Consider the following 17,902-nt stretch of genomic DNA (forward strand, 5'->3'; position numbering starts at 1 on the left):
CTCAATGAACCAGCAACGCGGCCTGGGTAAACAGGTGAATGCAGAGATCATGCAACTGGATAATCATCCATTTGCCGCACACGCCCAGCACCACCAGCGTGACAATCAGCCTTGGCAAAAAGCTCAGGGTCTGTTCGTTAATCTGCGTCACCGCCTGGAACACGCTCACCAGCAGGCCGACCAGCAGGCTTGGCACCACCAGTACCGAAACCAGCAAAATCACTACTTTAATGCCGCTGGCGACAATGTCGGCGGCGACGTCTACGGTCAACATAATCAGCCCAGCCCCAGCCCGCGAATGCTGGTGGTGAGCGTGCCGATGGTCAGCGACCAGCCGTCAATCAGCACAAACAGCATCAGTTTAAAGGGTAGCGAAACAATCAGCGGCGACAGCATCATCATCCCCATCGCCATCAATACGCTGGCGACAATCAGGTCGATAACCAGAAACGGGATGTAAATCATAAAGCCAATCTGGAAGGCGGTTTTCAGCTCGCTCAGTACATAGGCGGGCACCACGATGGAGAGATCCTGGTCGGCGGCATTGCCCTTCGCGCCGCCGATGGTCATGATTTGCGCCATCGCTTTTTTGTCGGTCTGCGCCAGCATAAAGCGTTTTAGCGGCGTCGCGGCGGTGCTTAACGCATCGGTCAGGGTAATCTGATCGTTTTCGAACGGCACTACCGCGTGGTCGTAAATATTGAGCCAGATGGGGCGCATTACCAGCAGGGTGAGTGAGAGCGCAATACCAATCAGAATGCGGTTTGGCGGCGTTTGTTGCAGCCCCAGCGCCTGGCGCAGCAGTGACAGCACGATAATAAAACGCGTGAAACAGGTCATCATCAGCACCATCGTCGGCAGCAAACCGACGAGGGTCATCAGAATCAGTACCTGAATTTTGACGCTGTACTCCTGAGTGTTGCCGTGGGTGACCACGTTAAGCAGTGCGATATCGCCGCCCTGGGCCAGCGCCAGCGGGGCGAGCGCCAGCAGCGCCAGGCCCAGCGTCAGTTGAGTGCGGCGTTTCATGGCGCCAGGTCGTTGATATCGCGGGTGTTAAATTCCAGCACGCGCAGGCCGTACTTCTCGTTGACCACCACCACTTCCGCTTTGCCCAGCAGGATATTGTTCACTTTAATATCCAGCGGCTCCCCGGCGAGTTTATCCAGTTCAATCACCGTGTCGTCGTCGATGTTAAGCAGGTCGGCTAACATGATTTCCACCGACGATACTTCCAGCGTTAAGGTCACCGGAATGCGTTTCAGTAGCGTCATCGAGTCGGAAAATCGGTCTTCCAGGCGGGTGACCAGCGTTTCGGCGTCGGCGGATTTGGCGACAGGCGCAACTTCATCGGTGAGGCCAAAATCCCCGGCTAAAATATCTTCTTGCTTACTCATGGTTGTTCTCATTTTTTCCCGCCAGCTCCGACAAAAACAGTTTGTCTTTGTCTTCCACAATCAGGGCGCTAAATAATTCAGATTGCCCAATCGCCACCGGGAACGTTTCTCCCAGTGATATGGGTAAAATATCCCCGGCTTTAATCTGTGCCAGATCCGCGACATTCATCGATAGCTCGGCGATTTTGACGTTCAGGGTCAGCGGCAGGGAGCGGATGATTTCTTTAATCAGGGCCGGTTTATTAACGGATTTCGCCACCTGCTGCGGTTTACTGTGCTCGCTGTGGCGGATCAGATTCAAAATAAAATCGGTGTGGGCGTCGTCGAGCAAAATACGAAAACTGCTCTCTTCATCGCCCGCAAGGGTAAAGGTTAATTGATACGCCCAGTGGGTAATTACCGTGCTGCTGTCCAGTTTTAATTTCAGCGCAATACCGGAGGTTTGCAGATTAAAAATCAGCGTGCAGATATCCAGCGCGAGGCGGTTTTTTAAACGTGTTTCCGTTTTGGTCGGGAATCCATTGTGTGATTTCGCTTCTTCAAGAGACGACTCCAGACCATAAAAATTGCCCAGCAGCATTAACAGCAAGGAGCGATCAATATCAAACGCCAGATGCCCGACCTGGGAAACCATCAGCTCGGCATTTTTATTAATAATATCCATTTCGCAGCCAATCTTTTTTAGGGTGATATTGCTGCGATGCTTTTTGAGAAAGTAGCTGCCAAGATGCGAATCAATTACATCAAAATTCCCCGTAAACAGGGTCGGCAGGCGATGGTAGGGGCGTCCAAGCCGATTACCTTCTAATTTAAAGATGCCTGGCGTTTTACTGTACTTCAGCATGGCTTACTTTCTCTGCTGTAATGGTATGGGCGTTTCTGTGCACGCAAATCCGGCGGTGACATAAGGTGAGGTATTAAATAGAGGGGGAGTGAAAGGGGCAAATTATTAATAGGGTGAAAAAATAATTAAATTATTAACGGGCGAGATATCGGGCATCGTCATAAAACATTGCACAAACTGTAGGCCTGATAAGACGCGCAGCGTCGCATCAGGCATCGGCACGCAATTGCCGGATGCGGCGTAAACGCCTTATCCGGCCTACATTGCTAACTAGTTGTTTATAAACAAATAATATTTTTATTATCGTTTAATTCGAACTTGTTAATCCCACCGGTGATACGCTTCAGAACATCCTGTTTTCTGTCGCTACTTATATCGTTCACCCTATGTCTGAACTTATTGCAACTGCCGCTTCCAGCATTAACGCTTTTACTCTGGCAAAGCGTGTCGCCGCCTTTAACGTACCGGTGCTCATTCAGGGCGAAACCGGCGCGGGGAAAGAGTGCGTGGCGAAATATATTCACACCGTAGCCTTTGGTGAAAATGATAACGCGCCCTATATCGGCGTGAACTGTGCGGCGATCCCGGAAAATATGCTGGAAGCGACCTTATTTGGCTACGACAAAGGCGCATTTACCGGCGCAATTGCCAGCGTGCCAGGAAAAATGGAACTGGCTAATAACGGCACCTTATTGCTCGATGAAATTGGCGATATGCCGCTGGCATTACAGGCCAAAATATTACGCGTATTGCAGGAACAGCAGGTTGAGCGATTAGGCAGCAATAGACAAATCAAACTCAATTTTCGCCTGATTGCCTGCACCAATAAAAATCTGGAACAGGACGTGGCTGCTGGACGTTTTCGTGAAGATCTTTATTATCGTCTGGCGGTTATTCCTATAACCATGCCGCCACTGCGTGAACGTCTGAACGATATTATTCCGCTGGCAGAGTCGTTTATTAAAAAATATGCCACGGTGCTGGTGAAAAATATCACCCTGTCCGAATCCACACGCCGGGCGCTACTTAATTACCGCTGGCCCGGAAATGTTCGCCAACTGGAAAACGCCATTCAGAGAGGAATGATCTTAAACCGCGACGGCGTGATTTACCCGGATGCCTTAGGCCTGCCGGAAACTGACATTGCCGACCACAGCGAACTGCAATGGCCTGTTCAGCCCGCCGTCCACATTGCCGAAACCCGCGATTTAGGCCAGCACGGACGAAGTGCGCAGTATCAATATATCGCCGACCTGATGCGTAAATATCAGGGCAACCGCAGCAAAATCGCCGACCTGTTAGGCATTACCCCGCGCGCACTGCGCTATCGGCTGGCCTCCATGCGCAAGCAAGGTATCGAAGTTTTCTCCTGACCCGGAAGTTAAAAATGAGCATTACCACAATCAACAGCACCATGCAGGCGCAAATCATGCAGGACGTGCAGCGGATGCAGGCCAACGCCCAGGCGCCGGTGCTACCCTCCATGACCTTCAGTTCCACAGACCCGGACGTGTCGTTTAACCGCATTATGTACGGCGCGCTTGGTCACGTTGATCAGTTCCAGCAGGTGGCGGAGCAGCAGCAAACGGCTGTCGACACGGGCAAAAGTGATGACCTGGCAGGTGCGATGATCGCCAGCCAGCAGGCGTCGCTCTCTTTCTCCGCGCTGGTGCAGGTGCGCAATAAAATCGCCACCGGGTTTAACGACCTGATGAGTATGTCGATCTAACCCTATGAATGCACAAATAAAGAAGTTAACCCAGGCGTTTCCGGCGTTTCGACTGCATCTCGTAGATAACAAACGCTGGGTGTTGATGGCGGGAGTGGGGCTTGCCGTGGCGGTGACGGCGATTATCGTCAGCGTGCTGTGGACCGGTAATCGCGGCTACGTTTCGCTCTACGGACGCCAGGAAAATCTGCCCGTGTCGCAGATTGTCACGGTGCTGGACGGCGAAAAGCTCACCTACCGCATCGACCCGCAGAGCGGGCAGATTCTGGTGCCGGAAGATGCACTGTCGAAAACGCGAATGACCCTTGCCGCGAAAGGCGTGCAGGCGATATTGCCCAGCGGCTACGAGCTGATGGATAAAGACGAAGTGCTCGGCAGCAGTCAGTTCGTGCAGAACGTGCGCTATAAACGCAGTCTCGAAGGGGAGCTGGCGCAGAGCATCATGTCGCTGGACGCGGTGGAAAGCGCGCGGGTGCATCTGGCGCTCAACGAAGAAAGCTCGTTTGTGGTCAGCGATGAGCCGCAAAACAGCGCCTCGGTGGTGGTGCGCTTGCATTACGGCGCGAAGCTGAATATGGACCAGGTGAACGCCATTGTGCATCTGGTGTCCGGCAGTATTCCGGGGCTACAGGCCAGCAAAGTTAGCGTCGTCGATCAGGCGGGAAATCTGCTGACCGACGGCATTGGCGCAGGCGAGGCGGTTTCTGCCGCGACCCGTAAACGCGATCAGATCCTCAAAGATATTCAGGACAAAACCCGTGCCAGCGTGGCGAACGTGCTGGATTCGCTGGTTGGCACGGGGAATTACCGCGTCAGTGTGATGCCGGATCTCGACCTCAGCACCATCGACGAAACCCAGGAACACTACGGTGACGCGCCGAAAATCAACCGCGAAGAGAGCGTGCTGGACAGCGACACCAATCAGGTGGCGATGGGCGTGCCTGGTTCGCTCAGTAACCGTCCGCCGATTGCAGCGAATCAGATGACCAACGGTACGGAAGAAAACCGCTCGCCGGAAGCGCTTTCCAAACACAGCGAAAGTAAGCGCGACTACTCTTACGACCGCAGCGTCCAGCATATTCAGCATCCCGGCTTCGCGGTGAAACGCCTCAACGTGGCGGTGGTACTCAATCAAAACGCTCCGGCGCTGAAAAACTGGAAGCCGGAGCAAACCACGCAACTGACCGCGTTGCTGAACAATGCCGCCGGGATCGACGCCCAGCGTGGTGACAATCTCTCCTTATCGTTACTCAACTTTGTACCGCAGGCGGAGCCTGTCGAACCGGTTATTCCACTGTGGAAAGATGACAGCGTACTGGCCTGGGTGCGGCTGATTGGCTGCGGCCTGCTGGCGCTGTTGCTGCTGTTCTTCGTGGTGCGTCCGTTGATGAAACGGCTGACGGCGGTACGTGCGCCGGTTATCACACCAGAACCGGAAGCCGTCAGCGAACCGTGGATTGCCATGCCGGAAGAGGAGCGCAAAAACGTCGACCTGCCGTCGCTGCCCGGCGATGACAGCCTGCCGTCACAAAGTTCTGGCCTCGAAGTGAAACTCGAGTTCCTGCAAAAACTGGCCATGAGCGACACCGATCGCGTAGCCGAAGTTCTCAGACAATGGATCACCAGCAATGAGCGAATTGACAACAAATAAGAGCAACAGCTACCTGGAACAGGCGGCGATCCTGCTGCTGTGTCTGGGCGAAGAGGCAGCGGCGACGGTGATGCAAAAACTCAGCCGCGAAGAAGTGGTGCGCCTGAGCGAAAACATGGCGCGACTTTCCGGCGTCAAAACCAGCATGGCGCGTAAAGTGATCAACCACTTCTTTGACGAGTTCCGCGAACAGAGCGGGATCAACGGCGCATCGCGATCCATGTTGCAGGGCATTCTTAACAAGGCGTTGGGTACCGAGATCGCCAGCAGCGTGATCAACGGCATCTATGGCGATGAGATTCGCTCGCGGATGGCGCGCCTGCAATGGGTGGAACCACGCCAGTTGGCGATGCTGATTTCCGAAGAACATCTGCAATTGCAGGCGGTGTTCCTCGCGTTTCTGACGCCGGAAATCTCGGCAGCGGTGCTCTCTTATCTCAACGAATCGGTGCAAAACGAAATTCTCTACCGGGTGGCGAAACTCAACGACGTCAACCGCGACGTGGTGGATGAGCTGGACCGCCTGATTGAACGTGGCCTGTCGGTACTTTCGGAACATGGCTCGAAGGTAAAAGGCATCAAACAGGCGGCGGATATCGTCAACCGCTTCCAGGGCAATCAGCAGGTGATCCTCGACCAGATGCGCGAACGCGACGAAGAGGTGTTGGGGCAGATCCAGGATGAGATGTACGACTTCTTTATCCTCAGCCGCCAGAACGAAGAAGTGCGTCGGCGTCTGCTTGATGAAGTGCCGATGGAAGACTGGGCGGTGGCGCTGAAAGGCACCGAAGCCCTGCTGCGCCGCTCGATTTACGCGGTAATGCCAAAACGTCAGGCGCAGCAACTGGAAGCGATCACCGCGCGTCTGGGTCCGGTGCCGGTTAGCCGTATCGAACAGATCCGCCGCGAAATCATGGGCATCGCCCGTGAGCTGGAAGAAGCGGGCGAAATTCAGCTACAGCTCTTTGCGGAACGGACGGCGGAGTAATTCATGACCATTGAAACACTGCGCGGGCGCTATCGCCTGCACCGCTTCCCGCCGCGCCAGCGTGCGGTGACCGGAGAACCGCTTACTGCCAGTATCAGCGCCGCCGATTACCAGCGTCAGTTGATGGACGGTTTTCAGGAAGGGCTGCAAAAAGGGTTTGCTCAGGGAATGACCGAAGGTCAGGAGCAGGGCTTTAGCGAAGGTCATCAACAAGGTTTTGCCGAGGGGCGGCGTCAGGGCTACACCGAAGGCAGCCTCGCCGGGCAGCAGGAAGGACGCAAACAGTTTGTTGAGGCGGCGCAGCCGCTGGAAGCCATCACCGGTAAAGTGAACGACTTCCTCGCGCATATTGAACGTAAACAGCGGGAAGATTTGCTGCAACTGGTGGAGAAAGTCACCCGTCAGGTGATCCGCTGCGAACTGGCGCTGCAACCGACGCAGTTACTGGCGCTGGTGGAAGAGGCGCTGGCGGCCTTCCCGACGATGCCGGAGACCCTGCAAGTGATGCTGAGTACAGAAGAGTTTAACCGCCTGCGCGACGCGGTGCCGGAAAAAGTCAGCGAATGGGGGCTGACGCCTTCGCCGGATCTGCCGCCAGGCGAATGCCGGGTGATTACCGACAAATCTGAACTGGACATCGGCTGTGAGCATCGCCTTGAACAGTGCATGACCGCGCTGCAAGAGACGCTAACGCCGGAGTCGCAGGGTGAGTGATTTTTCTGCTTTCGATAACGCCCTGCGCTCGCTGGAGTCGATCCCGCTGGCCCGCGTCGCCGGGCGGCTGGTGCGCCTGAACGGCATTCTGCTGGAGAGCGTCGGCTGCCCGCTAATGACCGGGCAACTGTGCCGCATCGAAAGCGCCAATCACACACTGATCGACGCGCAGGCAGTGGGCTTTAATCGCGACATCACCTACTTAATGCCGTTTAAACAGCCGGTCGGCCTGATGGCAGGCGCACGCGTCTTCCCGGAAGAAAAAGCCCACGACATCCTGATTGGCGAAAGCTGGTTAGGCCGCGTGGTTAACGGTCTCGGCGAACCGCTGGATGGCAAAGGCCGCCTGAACGGCAACGACCTTCTGCCGCCGCTGCCACCCTCGGTCAATCCCTTAACCCGCCGTTCAGTGGACGAACCGCTGGACGTGGGCGTGAAAGCGATTAACGGCCTGCTGACCATCGGCAAAGGCCAGCGTGTCGGGCTGATGGCGGGCAGCGGCGTCGGGAAAAGCGTGCTGCTGGGGATGATCACCCGCCAGACTAAAGCCGACATCGTGGTGGTCGGGTTGATTGGTGAACGCGGGCGCGAAGTGAAAGAGTTTATCGACCACTCGCTGGGCGCAGACGGGCTAGCAAAGTCTATCGTCGTTGTCGCGCCTGCCGATGAATCGCCGCTGATGCGCCTGAAAGCCACCGAACTGTGCCACTCCATCGCCGCCTGGTTTCGTGACCGCGGGCATCACGTTTTACTGCTGGTGGATTCCCTGACCCGCTACGCCATGGCGCAGCGTGAAATTGCTCTCTCACTCGGTGAACCACCCGCCACCAAAGGCTATCCACCATCGGCATTCGGCATGATCCCCAAACTGGTCGAGAGCGCAGGCAACAGCGAAAGCTCAGGATCGATGACCGCCATCTACACGGTGCTGGCGGAAGGCGACGACCAGCAAGATCCAATAGTCGACTGCGCCCGCGCAGTGCTGGACGGACATATCGTATTAACCCGCAAACTGGCGGAAGCGGGGCACTATCCGGCTATTGATATCGGCCAGTCGATCAGCCGCTGCATGAACCAGGTCACCCGCCTGGAACATCAGCAATCCGCCCGCGCGTTAAAGCAAAACTACGCCGCCTATATGGAGATCAAACCGCTGATCCCGCTCGGCGGCTACGTGGCAGGCGCGGACGCCAGCGTCGACAAAGCGGTGAAAATGTTCCCGGCTATCGAGCGATTTTTGCGCCAGGAGATGCGCGAACCCGCCTCCCTCGAACTGGTGCAAAGCCGCCTGCAAATCCTCTTTCCCATCGCCAAAAAGGCAGAAGGGCAATAACCATGCGACAAATCATCGACACCCTGGCGCAGTTGCAGCGCCTGCGGGATAAATCGGTCAAAGACAAAACCGTCGAGCTGGCAAAGCAAAAACAGATTTGCGCTGGCTATGATAACAATATCAAAGCATTAGGTTACCTTGTCGAGAAAACATCTGCGGGCGCGGCGGCGTCGGTGGAGTCGCTGAAAAACGTCAGCGGCTACAAAGGCACACTGCGCAAGGTGATCGCCTGGCAAGAGCAGGAAAAAACGCTGGCCAACATCAAAGCTACGCGAATGCAGAAAAACCTGACGGCGGCGGCGTGCGAAGAGAAAGTGGTAGCCCTGACGCTGGACGACAAACGCCGCGAGCAACAGGAAAGCGCCACGGCGAAAGCGCAAAAAGCGGTGGATGACATCGCCGTCCAGTGCTGGTTGCGGCACAAATTAGCGGAGTAGCCATGAAAACGGTCATCACCTTCGGCACCTTCGATGTGTTTCATGTGGGTCATCTGCGCCTTTTACAACGCGCTCGCACGCTGGGCGAGCAGCTGCTGGTCGGCGTATCATCCGATGCCTTAAATATCGCCAAAAAGGGCAGGGCTCCGGTTTACCCTCAGGATGACCGCATGGCGATTATCGCCGGGCTGGCGTGCGTGGATGGCGTATTTCTGGAGGAGTCGCTGGAGCAGAAAGCGGAATATTTGCGCGGGTACAGTGCGGATATTTTGGTGATGGGCGATGACTGGGCAGGTAAGTTTGACGATTTCTCGTGTGTATGTGAGGTGGTCTACTTTCCCCGCACGCCGTCGGTATCGACGACGGGGATCATTGAGGTGATTAGGGGGCATTTCTGATAATATGAGTTCCTCTATTTTAGGTATTTTGATGAATATTTAAAAAATCATAATTCAAATGAATATAGTTAATGTTTATGAGTTTACTGTTCTCTATTTCATATTCTTTAATAGAGTCAATATAAGATATTAAATCGGAATTTGATATCTCAATAAGAGTTGCCGGACGTATAATTCCCTTTAGATGGAAATTACAGCACCAGGCATAGTCACCAGCATCCTTGATTGAACGCCAAAATATATCATATTCATGACAATAGAAATAAATTCTTCCGTCATTGAACTCAGGGATGAAACAAAATTCTACACCGTCACTTTGACGTTCAATTGCATTCTTATCACGATGAACAAAATAAACTTTTTTCATATGAATATTTCCTGTCGTTTTTGTTAATAAATACGCTGAGATCGAATGTATACTAACAATAATATTGATGGATGTCTTAAGTTTAATTTATTCCGTAAGTGTTTGTCGGAAGTTTATTTTTAATTGATGTCGTGCACACAAAGAAACAAATTCATCGCTGACGATGACAATATGATTCATTAAGACATTCTCTTCTCTGGCTATTAGAAATGATATGTCATGATTTTTTTTGAAAATGGGTGGCGAAAATACACGATCATTGTTTAAATCGAAAGATGTTTCTTTAATTATTGGCAAAGTTTTATTGACTTGTAAAAGGTATAAGTCGTGAGAAGTATTCCTTCCTGAGACTTGCATTGCATGAAAAGTTACATCTTCCTTTAAATATGATTTCATTGCTTCGACGAAGCGTTTAGATACAATGTGATAAGCTCCTAAGCCCTTGAAGTAATCTAAATTGTCTAAATGCTTATCTGTTAAACCTCGCTGCGTAGTTCCTTTTAAATGTTTAAAAAAATCTCTTGCAACCGGTTTACTGTTAAAAAGGTAATTAGATAGTCGTAATGATACACCATATGAGAACATTATATAATGTTCTGCACTTCTGTTTGCTGAACTTAGATGATAAGTTTTCATATCTGGTTCTCTTTAAACTTGGGAGAAGGTTACGACAGTCGCTCTCTATAAGGACTGAAGCGAGGTGGTCATTTCTTATATTCCGTTTAACCTTGACGATAAAACGGACATATCACATCAACCTTAGCCAGATGACTCCCTCCGATAAAAACGGATAGTCTGCCTGATCATCTCCAAATTGAATACTCGGCATAATTATCTAATAAATATCGTAAATTTATAGAAATTGATTTATTGCATTAACTCGCGCAACATCTTCAATTAATACGTCTTTTGCGACAATAGATAATTGCTCGGAATATGCTTCAGAGATTTCATTAAGTATACAAAATGTATTTTTATTAATGGTTCATTTTATCTCATGTCCAACTAAAAAACCGATTGCCCTTAATATGGTTATTGTTGGATGTTGTAATAATTCCTCAACCAATATATCCTCTGCTTCATCACCAAGCAATCTATAAAGCCTCAAACATGCAGCATAATGGTACTCTATTGCATTATCATCTTCTGAAGCTTCAAAATTAGAATGCCGTATTATATCAACTAATCCTGTTGATATTGTTTTAATATCACTGTTTGAGAGAAGAAATTCATTTGTTTTTATTTTGTCATATATGTTTGGTGATGATTATAAAAAATCTAAAGCCCATAGCCCGACAAGTATACTGGTAACGTCTTTCTGTTCAGGGCAGATACTGGAAACATCCCGCAGAGACATGTTTTTGATATTTTATTTTTTCTTAATAATAAATCGAGTTTAGTAACAACTCCTGGTGAATTAAGATCTATATCGACAATTATATTATGTGACAAGTGATCCTTCATTCGATCTACTGATTCAGGTGATTGTTGTGAATATCTTCCTGACTGATTACTTGATATGCTTTTCCTTTCCATCTTTTTCGTCATTCCATAGGTTTGATTTTAATCACCAGTAGGCGTGTCAGTCAGGATGGAAAACGTGATGCTCCTCACTATTTTCGCCAACTTGCCCTGTCCGGGAAAACTAATTAGATAATATTTAAGAGAAGTAATGATTTTTATGTCTTGCAATATCAATCATATCTGGAATGGCCGTTAATTTTGAATGATCTATTCCTGATAACTCCACAACCCACGATATTGGTACATAGCCTGACATATGTTCATAGGAACGACAAGACCCACACCATTCCCAATAACTTCCAGGTCCTTTATACATAATCCCTCCTAATAAGCGTGGTTGCGTTTTTAACAGAGAATAATAGCGATATAATTCCGTATCACCACATACTGGACAAGCATCTGATAAATGCATCCCTTCTTCGGGAGCAGCGTTGTTATAAATTTCCCTCCATCTATCCGTGTATTCAGGTGGGATCCCACGCCATGGTTTTTTCTCTATAATATTATCTTCTTCCATGTATCCAATCTTCTGAAGCATTAAGACAAACCTATTAATTAGTTTTCCACACCTTTACTCCGTATTCCCTTAAAAAATCTATCTTATGACCAGATTTTTGAGGTCCAGGATAGCCAATAGTTCAGCAAAATTGAGGCATGTAATATCAGAAATGCTACCGCCCTCCCGTTTCATATAATGCGGACCTTTAGCCCACGAATTGCTACAACCACTTCGTGGGTGAGGTATGTTGCGGCCAATACAGGTAAAAAAGAATGGTTATAGAGGGTAGAAGGGCGCTTTTCGGAATTCATAAAGACAGCTCTTCTCGCTATCAAAATGTGCAACTTTTACCGATTAACCAGCCATAAAGCGATGTATTTGAAATCGAAGGGTAGATAAGTGCACTGTTCGTGCCGGATGCGGCGTAAACGCCTTTTCCGGCCGACAAATCATCGCAAATTCACTATATTGCAGGGGCGCGTAGGCCTGATAAGCGAAGCGCATCAGGCACTTGCGCGGTTTACCCCAGCGCCTCCATAATCACCATCGCCGCCCGTTCTCCCGCCTTGCCATCCATAAACGCATCGCAATAGTGATGACGAATTTCCGCCAGTTGCCCCTGTACCGCACACCAGTCAAACGCCTCTGATAGCAGATAACGTAATTCCGCAACATCATGAGCCACCGGCAATATTTCGCGAATTTGCTGGTCGGCACTTTCGGGCGTGGAATAACTTTTCTCACCGTCGAGCAACGTTGTCATGCCCGGAAAGTCGAGCAGGATCACCCGCTTATCAACGTGAATAGCATCGAAAATAAAGCCGCTGTTATCGGTCAGCACGTAATCGGCCTTTGCCAGTAGCGCCAGCGTGTGGCGGGCAGAGTCGGTGCGCTGTTTTAAATGCCTGCGCGCCAGTGCCAGCGATGCAGCTTCTTCCGGGCGCGAGCAAGTGCCGTGGTGCAGTTTGCACATCAGGTTCACATCACCGCTTAAGCGGCCCAATTTTTCTGCCCAGTGGGGCAGGGAGCTTAATGCGCCAAACGTGGGGGCGTAGAGCACCGTAGGTTTATGGGAATCGGGTTGGATATTTTCCGGCAGAGCGCGGTCAAACGTGCCGTTATGCCAGGCGTCGAAGCGCGGATTGCCGACCACTTTTGCGCTGCCGAAATGTGCCAGCGCCCGCTGGCTGTAGTGGCTGTAACACAAAATGCGCTGATAAAAACGGTTCCAGTCGGCGTGGTTCCACGTTTCTTTGGCTAAGCCGTACATGGCGCGAATGTTCAGGGTTGAAAGGCCATTGAGCGCGGGCGTGTGATAGGGGCTGACCAGGCATTTCACTCGCTGACCGTGTGCCTGCATTTCAGATAAGCGCATTCCTTTGAGCTGCGGATCGTCGATGCTTTTTAGCGTCGCCAGCATTTCATCCAGAAATGGTTTAAATACGCGGTCATTGATCACCAGCGTACAGCTCTGCCCCTGCGCCTGCAGGGCGGTGATGATTGGGCGGTAGAGCGCGTAGTGGAATGAGGTTTCCATAAAAAAGCCGATGGTATCGGCGATAGGTAATGTAGATGGCTTGGTGGCTACGGGTAACTTATTGAAGTAGTGGTTAATGTTATCAGTCGCTTTTTTCTCGATATCACTAAAGCCCTGTCGCTGATAACAAAGGCTCGGGTAACAGGCCAGCCATTTGTCGGTGTGCAGCAGCGGCTGCCAGCCGTCTTCCAGCGAATGCTCATCGTTGTTCATCTGCTGCGCCAGCTGCGGGTAGTAGCGGCTGTTCACCAGATAAGCGCACACTTTGCGGCAGTCCCGCGCGTGCACCAGCCCAGGCAAACTTTTTAGCATCGTTCCCTGCGAAATTTCGCCGCCGAGGATCATCACCTGCCAGGGAATTTTCGCCAGACTCGCCAGCAGCGCGTTCAGCACCTGAATATGTTTCTCCTGTTTGAGAATAACCGCGTCATCTTCCAGCAACAGGTAGTTTTGCCAGCCGTGCTGTTGCGCCAGACGCAGCGCCTGCAAGTGTGATTGCTGGCGGCCCCGTTGACCGTTTTCATTTTCACTGGCGGCAAGGCGGGTGATCTTCTCAGGCGGAATATGCAGCAATGTCAGTTCTTCACGGATCTGCTGTAAGCGATCCGGGCGTTTATCCAGATTGATCAATACGACCTGATCGATCGCCTGATGGTGGATCGCCTGATAATGAGTGGCGTTATGCAGACCCAGATAAGCGTTGCGTAGCAGCGGATCGCTGACGATATCCGTAAGCACCGCGTTTACAGGCGTGCTGGCCCCGAGGATAAAGTCTTTATCAAAGGTGTTGTGGCTGTGCGAGATACACAGAATCGTGCGCTCGCCGGGCAGTTGCAGCGGGTTAACGCTGAAATTGTCGGTGAAACTTTTCTCCTCGCCTAAATTACAATCGTCGTCGTAACGGTGCTTTTTCAGGTAGTTACGGTGATAGCAAAAGGTGCCATTGAGGATGTTATGTGGGCCAAAGCTGCGGCTTTTGAAAATGCGGTTGATGTGGCTGTACCAGATGGGGATCTGGTCGGAACCGGAGATGAGCGCCCGGTGTTTTTGCATCATGGCGATGGAGTAAGAGATTTTATCTGGCGAGTAGTAGTCGTCATCGTCCATGCAGAGGATGTATTCGCCGCGCGCCAGTTCGTTGAGCATATTGCGTTTTTTGCCCAGCGGCAGTTTTTCCGGGTGATGGATGTAGCGGATGTTGAAGGATTCCGGCGTGCCATTGGTCAGGCGGTCGATGATGTGTTGATGGCTTTGCGGGGAGTCGTCGAGGATGATGAGTTCGCGGCGGTCTGCCGGGTAGTCCTGATAGCGGTACATATAAAGCAGGTACGGCAGGAATGCGCCGCGGTTCCAGGTTGGCGTGACGACGCTGACAAACGGTTTTACGCGGTGAGTGACGAGTGTTTTGATGAGGGTTTGCATGATAGTTTACGAAGTCGATAAGGCCGGGAAAACCGGCCAGAAAGCGTTAGCAAGACAGCAGTGAAAACGCATAAAGCAGGGGATCTGCGGAACGTTCAGCCTGAATTTGTTGGCGAATCAGCACGGCATTTTCACTCTCTCGCCAGCGTTCAAACATGGCGAAGAGGGCGAAAATATCCTCCTGTCGCAGCGGAGAACCATCCAGCGTCCATAAACTGATTAACGTGCGGATAAGATAAAAATCGCACACCAGCGGGCAATAATCTGCGCCGTCTGCCTGTCCAATCACCTCATGGTAAACGCGGTAAATCAGCCAGTTACGCATCATCCACGGCGCGGTGGCAAAATGCTGTTGCCAGGTGGTTTGCCACTGCACCTTAAGCTGCTGTTGTAACAGGGCTTTGCTGTTGGCGTCATGTAGCGTCAGCAAAGGCATTTGCAACGGCAGGGAAGTTTTGCGCGGGCTTTCCGGCAAAATCGACCAGTCAAATGCACAACTGCCGAGCAGCGTCATCAACTGGCGCGCCGGCTGTGGCACGGGCGGGAGCTGGGCGAACTGTGCCTGTAGCGTGCCTTTTTGTGCATGATCGGCCAGCGCCTGTGGCAGCGTCGTCAAGCGGGCAAGAATATCTCCATCTCTGCCCGGCATTTTACTGGCGCGGGAGAGCACAATTCCGACGGCATACAGGTAAAGCTCCGGGGTTAAATCGGGGAGCGTAAGGGTGCTCAAAATGGCCTGGTTTACTATCGCATCGCGCGCGGAGAGTTCTGCGGCATTTTCTTCCACCGGGCGGTAGGTGAGCTGTAAATCAAAGGCGCAGGCATCGTTGAGCACCGCTTCGCAGCTTTCTGGCTCTGTCAGCATCAGGCTCTGGCGAATCTCGTTTTTCCACACCTTGCGGACGTATAAAGGCGAATCGGGGTGGCGTGCCATAAAATTGCGCACATATTCCGGTTCGTAACATTCAATAAAACTCATAGGTAGTTTCCAGTCTTTATTACCTTGCAGGATGTGCAATAAGCGTGCCGGGAATTTTTTTAATCAAAAACAAAGGATTGGGGATCAGGCGGAAAATCCGTTTCCGCGATGGGGGAAGGAATTGTCGTTATCCCTGATAGAGAAAATCCGCTTCGCTGCCTAAAAAAGCCTGAATAAATTCATACTGGCGAATTAACAGCTCGCCGTTTTTATCGTTATAGGCTTTGCAGCGTTCTGCTTTTTGCTCAAGGCGTTGCCACAACTGTTGCGCTGCCGCTTTTTGTACCGCCGGAAGCCAGGCAAAAACCTGCGCCAGACCGTCACGATTTACGCTAACACCGAGCATTTTCAGCAGGCTATGCCGCTGATGGCTATGCGCATGCAACTGCTCATAGTGCTGCGTTATCTCGTCGTTTACCGCCAGCAGATCCTCTCTGGCGCGGCGAATCATGCAGATCCGCTGACGCTGGAGAAGTTCACGCAGGGAATCGTACAGTGCGTCGTCGTCACGAATTCCCTGCAACAACGCCTTCACCTGTTGTAACCGGATACTCACTTCATCGGCCTCTTAGTTCTGGAAAAAACTCAGCATGTCGCTGGCTAACTGCTCGGTGTCCACTTGCAGGCTGCCGGAGGCTAGCATCGCCTGCATTTGTGCCACTTTGTCGCTGTCGATATCGCTCTCTTGCTGGTCGTTCAGCGTTTGCTGGGCAGACTGCAATCCCGCCTGGGTAATGTCATCGGCGCTCAGCGTCGTGGCGGTGGTCGCCGTGCTTTTGCGCGGCTGACTGGAGCCTGCCATTGTGGCTGTCGGGTGATTGCCTGGCATAGTCGGGGTGATTTTCATCGTAACCTCGTCTCGGTATTTTGGGTGGGTTACTCCGGTAAAGCGGTTAACAGGCGGCAAAACTTTAATCGCCCGCGCAAATTACTCCGCGCTTACCGTTGTCACCACGCCGCTTTCCGCCACCATCGCGCTGATGACCCGCTGGCTGCTGGCGTTACGCACCTTCACCGTTTCCCCTTTGCGACCATTTTTCAGTGCTACGCCGGGCATTGAGGCGGTGATCCCCGCGCTCTGGTAAACAATCATCACCGGTTGATCGCGCTCGACCAGCACCGGAGATATCAGTTCTTCTTTGGTGATTGGCCTGCCCGGTTGCAGCGCGTGTTTACTGCTGAAACCAATCGCGTCATTGGGTTCCATCAACACCTCCCGGCGCTGGGCACTGACGTTGTAAGGCTTCAACTCCACATCATTCGCGGTGAGCGGCGTATCGCGGGCAACCAGTGACTTCGCCATTACTACTGGCACCAGTACATCCGGACGCACCGCTACGTTCATCTGCCAGCTTTGTGGGCAACTGACGGTGAAGTTCATCCGGTTGAGGGCGATGTCCCCAGGCGAAGTCAGCGTAACGCCGGGTGTTTTAGTACAGGGCGCGGCGGTCGCAATCTGCGAGGGAATGTAGACCTTAAAGGTGTAGCGATAGTCATGCCAGCGCCGCTGTTGCGCCAGCGATTCAATTTTTTGGCTGGCGGCATTCAGTACCTGGGCGTTGACTTGTTCCCGCGCGCTGTGCTGCACGGGATGGACGGCGGCGTAGCCCGGTAAGGCCAGCGCCAGGAGGAAATAAAACTTCCGCCTGCAAAATTGAAAACTCATAAACCCTTTCTCTTCAGTCACTTAAAAAATGGCACGGCGATTGCTTAGCGTATGCGGATTGAAGCAGGAGTGACGCAGGAAATGGGGATCAGTTTTCAGCAGGCATTGGGAGTACATCCGCAGGCAGTGAAGTTACGTCTTGAGAGGACCGAGCTACTGACTGCGAATCTGGCGAACGTCGATACGCCAAATTTCAAGGCTAAAGATATTGATTTTGCCAGGGAGATGCAACGGGCAAATAACGCGGCGGTGGATGTCCAGTACCGTGTGCCGATGCAGCCGTCGGAAGATGGCAACACCGTGGAACTGAACAGCGAACAAGCGCGGTTTTCACAAAATAGTATGGATTATCAAAGCAGTCTGACCTTTCTGAATCTGCAAATCAGCGGCATCAGAGAGGCCATTGAAGGGAAATAA

21 protein-coding genes are annotated in these 17,902 nt (G+C 51.8%); 9 read left to right on the plus strand and 12 right to left on the minus strand.

Annotated elements, in window-relative coordinates; translation table 11 throughout:
* Nucleotide 1 precedes the first annotated feature (1 nt).
* Genes ACJHX4_RS00120 through ACJHX4_RS00135 form a run of 4 tightly spaced genes read right to left on the minus strand, consistent with a single transcriptional unit; the run spans nucleotide 2 to nucleotide 2,241 of the window.
* Nucleotides 2-274: a flagellar biosynthetic protein FliQ gene (locus ACJHX4_RS00120; protein WP_000958542.1), complete on the minus strand. Its 273-nt coding sequence runs from the start codon at nucleotides 272-274 to the stop codon at nucleotides 2-4.
* Nucleotides 275-276: 2 nt separating this feature from the next.
* Nucleotides 277-1,029, minus strand: coding sequence for a flagellar type III secretion system pore protein FliP (gene fliP / locus ACJHX4_RS00125; RefSeq protein WP_000830267.1), 753 nt, complete (start codon nucleotides 1,027-1,029; stop codon nucleotides 277-279).
* Entirely contained in the window at nucleotides 1,026-1,397 is a 372-nt protein-coding gene (locus ACJHX4_RS00130) for a FliM/FliN family flagellar motor switch protein (RefSeq protein ID WP_000043127.1), read from the minus strand. Before ACJHX4_RS00130 ends, fliP begins: the two co-directional genes overlap by 4 nt.
* A complete protein-coding gene (locus ACJHX4_RS00135; protein WP_000922513.1) occupies nucleotides 1,390-2,241 on the minus strand; it encodes a FliM/FliN family flagellar motor switch protein in 852 nt (283 codons plus the stop codon). Before ACJHX4_RS00135 ends, ACJHX4_RS00130 begins: the two co-directional genes overlap by 8 nt.
* A 386-nt stretch (nucleotides 2,242-2,627) precedes the next feature.
* On the opposite strand from ACJHX4_RS00135, the gene ACJHX4_RS00140 reads away from it, so the two are divergent.
* Genes ACJHX4_RS00140 through ACJHX4_RS00175 form a run of 8 tightly spaced genes read left to right on the plus strand, consistent with a single transcriptional unit; the run spans nucleotide 2,628 to nucleotide 9,491 of the window.
* Nucleotides 2,628-3,614: a sigma-54 interaction domain-containing protein gene (locus tag ACJHX4_RS00140; protein WP_001292199.1), complete on the plus strand. Its 987-nt coding sequence runs from the start codon at nucleotides 2,628-2,630 to the stop codon at nucleotides 3,612-3,614.
* Between the two features lie 14 nt (nucleotides 3,615-3,628).
* Nucleotides 3,629-3,970 carry a flagellar hook-basal body complex protein FliE gene (locus ACJHX4_RS00145; protein ID WP_000029091.1) on the plus strand — a complete coding sequence of 114 codons (342 nt, stop codon included), beginning with the start codon at nucleotides 3,629-3,631 and terminating at the stop codon, nucleotides 3,968-3,970.
* Nucleotides 3,971-3,974: 4 nt separating this feature from the next.
* A complete protein-coding gene (fliF, locus tag ACJHX4_RS00150) occupies nucleotides 3,975-5,621 on the plus strand; it encodes a flagellar basal-body MS-ring/collar protein FliF (protein ID WP_410239903.1) in 1,647 nt (548 codons plus the stop codon).
* Nucleotides 5,599-6,609, plus strand: a complete 1,011-nt coding sequence (locus tag ACJHX4_RS00155) for a flagellar motor switch protein FliG (RefSeq protein WP_001293163.1) — start codon at nucleotides 5,599-5,601, stop codon at nucleotides 6,607-6,609. The genes fliF and ACJHX4_RS00155 overlap by 23 nt, the downstream gene beginning before the upstream one ends.
* A 3-nt stretch (nucleotides 6,610-6,612) precedes the next feature.
* The gene (gene fliH, locus ACJHX4_RS00160) at nucleotides 6,613-7,323 is read left to right on the plus strand and encodes a flagellar assembly protein FliH (protein ID WP_000151522.1); all 711 of its coding nucleotides are present in this window, start codon (nucleotides 6,613-6,615) and stop codon (nucleotides 7,321-7,323) included.
* A complete protein-coding gene (gene fliI / locus ACJHX4_RS00165) occupies nucleotides 7,316-8,656 on the plus strand; it encodes a flagellar protein export ATPase FliI (RefSeq protein ID WP_001279407.1) in 1,341 nt (446 codons plus the stop codon). Before fliH ends, fliI begins: the two co-directional genes overlap by 8 nt.
* A gap of 2 nt (nucleotides 8,657-8,658) precedes the next feature.
* Nucleotides 8,659-9,093, plus strand: coding sequence for a flagellar export protein FliJ (fliJ, locus tag ACJHX4_RS00170; RefSeq protein WP_001248919.1), 435 nt, complete (start codon nucleotides 8,659-8,661; stop codon nucleotides 9,091-9,093).
* 2 nt (nucleotides 9,094-9,095) lie between these two features.
* Nucleotides 9,096-9,491 carry an adenylyltransferase/cytidyltransferase family protein gene (locus ACJHX4_RS00175; protein ID WP_000859530.1) on the plus strand — a complete coding sequence of 132 codons (396 nt, stop codon included), beginning with the start codon at nucleotides 9,096-9,098 and terminating at the stop codon, nucleotides 9,489-9,491.
* Between the two features lie 19 nt (nucleotides 9,492-9,510).
* Here ACJHX4_RS00175 and ACJHX4_RS00180 read toward each other — a convergent pair whose 3' ends face one another.
* The 8 genes from ACJHX4_RS00180 to flgA all read right to left on the minus strand — a co-directional run bounded on the left by ACJHX4_RS00180 (nucleotide 9,511) and on the right by flgA (nucleotide 17,485).
* Complete coding sequence (locus tag ACJHX4_RS00180) at nucleotides 9,511-9,858, minus strand: hypothetical protein (protein WP_000758621.1); 348 nt, start codon at nucleotides 9,856-9,858, stop codon at nucleotides 9,511-9,513.
* 87 nt (nucleotides 9,859-9,945) lie between these two features.
* On the minus strand, nucleotides 9,946-10,494 hold the full coding sequence (locus ACJHX4_RS00185) for a hypothetical protein (protein WP_001531417.1): 549 nt from the start codon (nucleotides 10,492-10,494) through the stop codon (nucleotides 9,946-9,948).
* A gap of 1,024 nt (nucleotides 10,495-11,518) precedes the next feature.
* Nucleotides 11,519-11,899 carry a hypothetical protein gene (locus ACJHX4_RS00190; RefSeq protein ID WP_023142437.1) on the minus strand — a complete coding sequence of 127 codons (381 nt, stop codon included), beginning with the start codon at nucleotides 11,897-11,899 and terminating at the stop codon, nucleotides 11,519-11,521.
* A 502-nt stretch (nucleotides 11,900-12,401) separates the two neighbouring features.
* Nucleotides 12,402-14,840: a glycosyltransferase gene (locus ACJHX4_RS00195; RefSeq protein ID WP_001194008.1), complete on the minus strand. Its 2,439-nt coding sequence runs from the start codon at nucleotides 14,838-14,840 to the stop codon at nucleotides 12,402-12,404.
* A gap of 46 nt (nucleotides 14,841-14,886) precedes the next feature.
* On the minus strand, nucleotides 14,887-15,819 hold the full coding sequence (locus ACJHX4_RS00200) for a hypothetical protein (protein ID WP_000008076.1): 933 nt from the start codon (nucleotides 15,817-15,819) through the stop codon (nucleotides 14,887-14,889).
* A 127-nt stretch (nucleotides 15,820-15,946) separates the two neighbouring features.
* Complete coding sequence (gene flgN, locus ACJHX4_RS00205; RefSeq protein ID WP_000027800.1) at nucleotides 15,947-16,375, minus strand: flagellar protein FlgN; 429 nt, start codon at nucleotides 16,373-16,375, stop codon at nucleotides 15,947-15,949.
* 12 nt (nucleotides 16,376-16,387) lie between these two features.
* Entirely contained in the window at nucleotides 16,388-16,666 is a 279-nt protein-coding gene (gene flgM, locus ACJHX4_RS00210; RefSeq protein WP_000705392.1) for a flagellar biosynthesis anti-sigma factor FlgM, read from the minus strand.
* Between the two features lie 81 nt (nucleotides 16,667-16,747).
* Complete coding sequence (gene flgA, locus ACJHX4_RS00215; protein ID WP_000009756.1) at nucleotides 16,748-17,485, minus strand: flagellar basal body P-ring formation chaperone FlgA; 738 nt, start codon at nucleotides 17,483-17,485, stop codon at nucleotides 16,748-16,750.
* A gap of 81 nt (nucleotides 17,486-17,566) precedes the next feature.
* Here flgA and ACJHX4_RS00220 point away from each other — a divergent pair, with 81 nt between their 5' ends.
* Nucleotides 17,567-17,902 carry a flagellar basal body protein gene (locus tag ACJHX4_RS00220; RefSeq protein ID WP_000512950.1) on the plus strand — a complete coding sequence of 112 codons (336 nt, stop codon included), beginning with the start codon at nucleotides 17,567-17,569 and terminating at the stop codon, nucleotides 17,900-17,902.

Source organism: Escherichia sp. WS2035 (assembly GCF_046487065.1).
GTDB classification, from domain to species: Bacteria; Pseudomonadota; Gammaproteobacteria; order Enterobacterales; family Enterobacteriaceae; genus Escherichia; species Escherichia coli.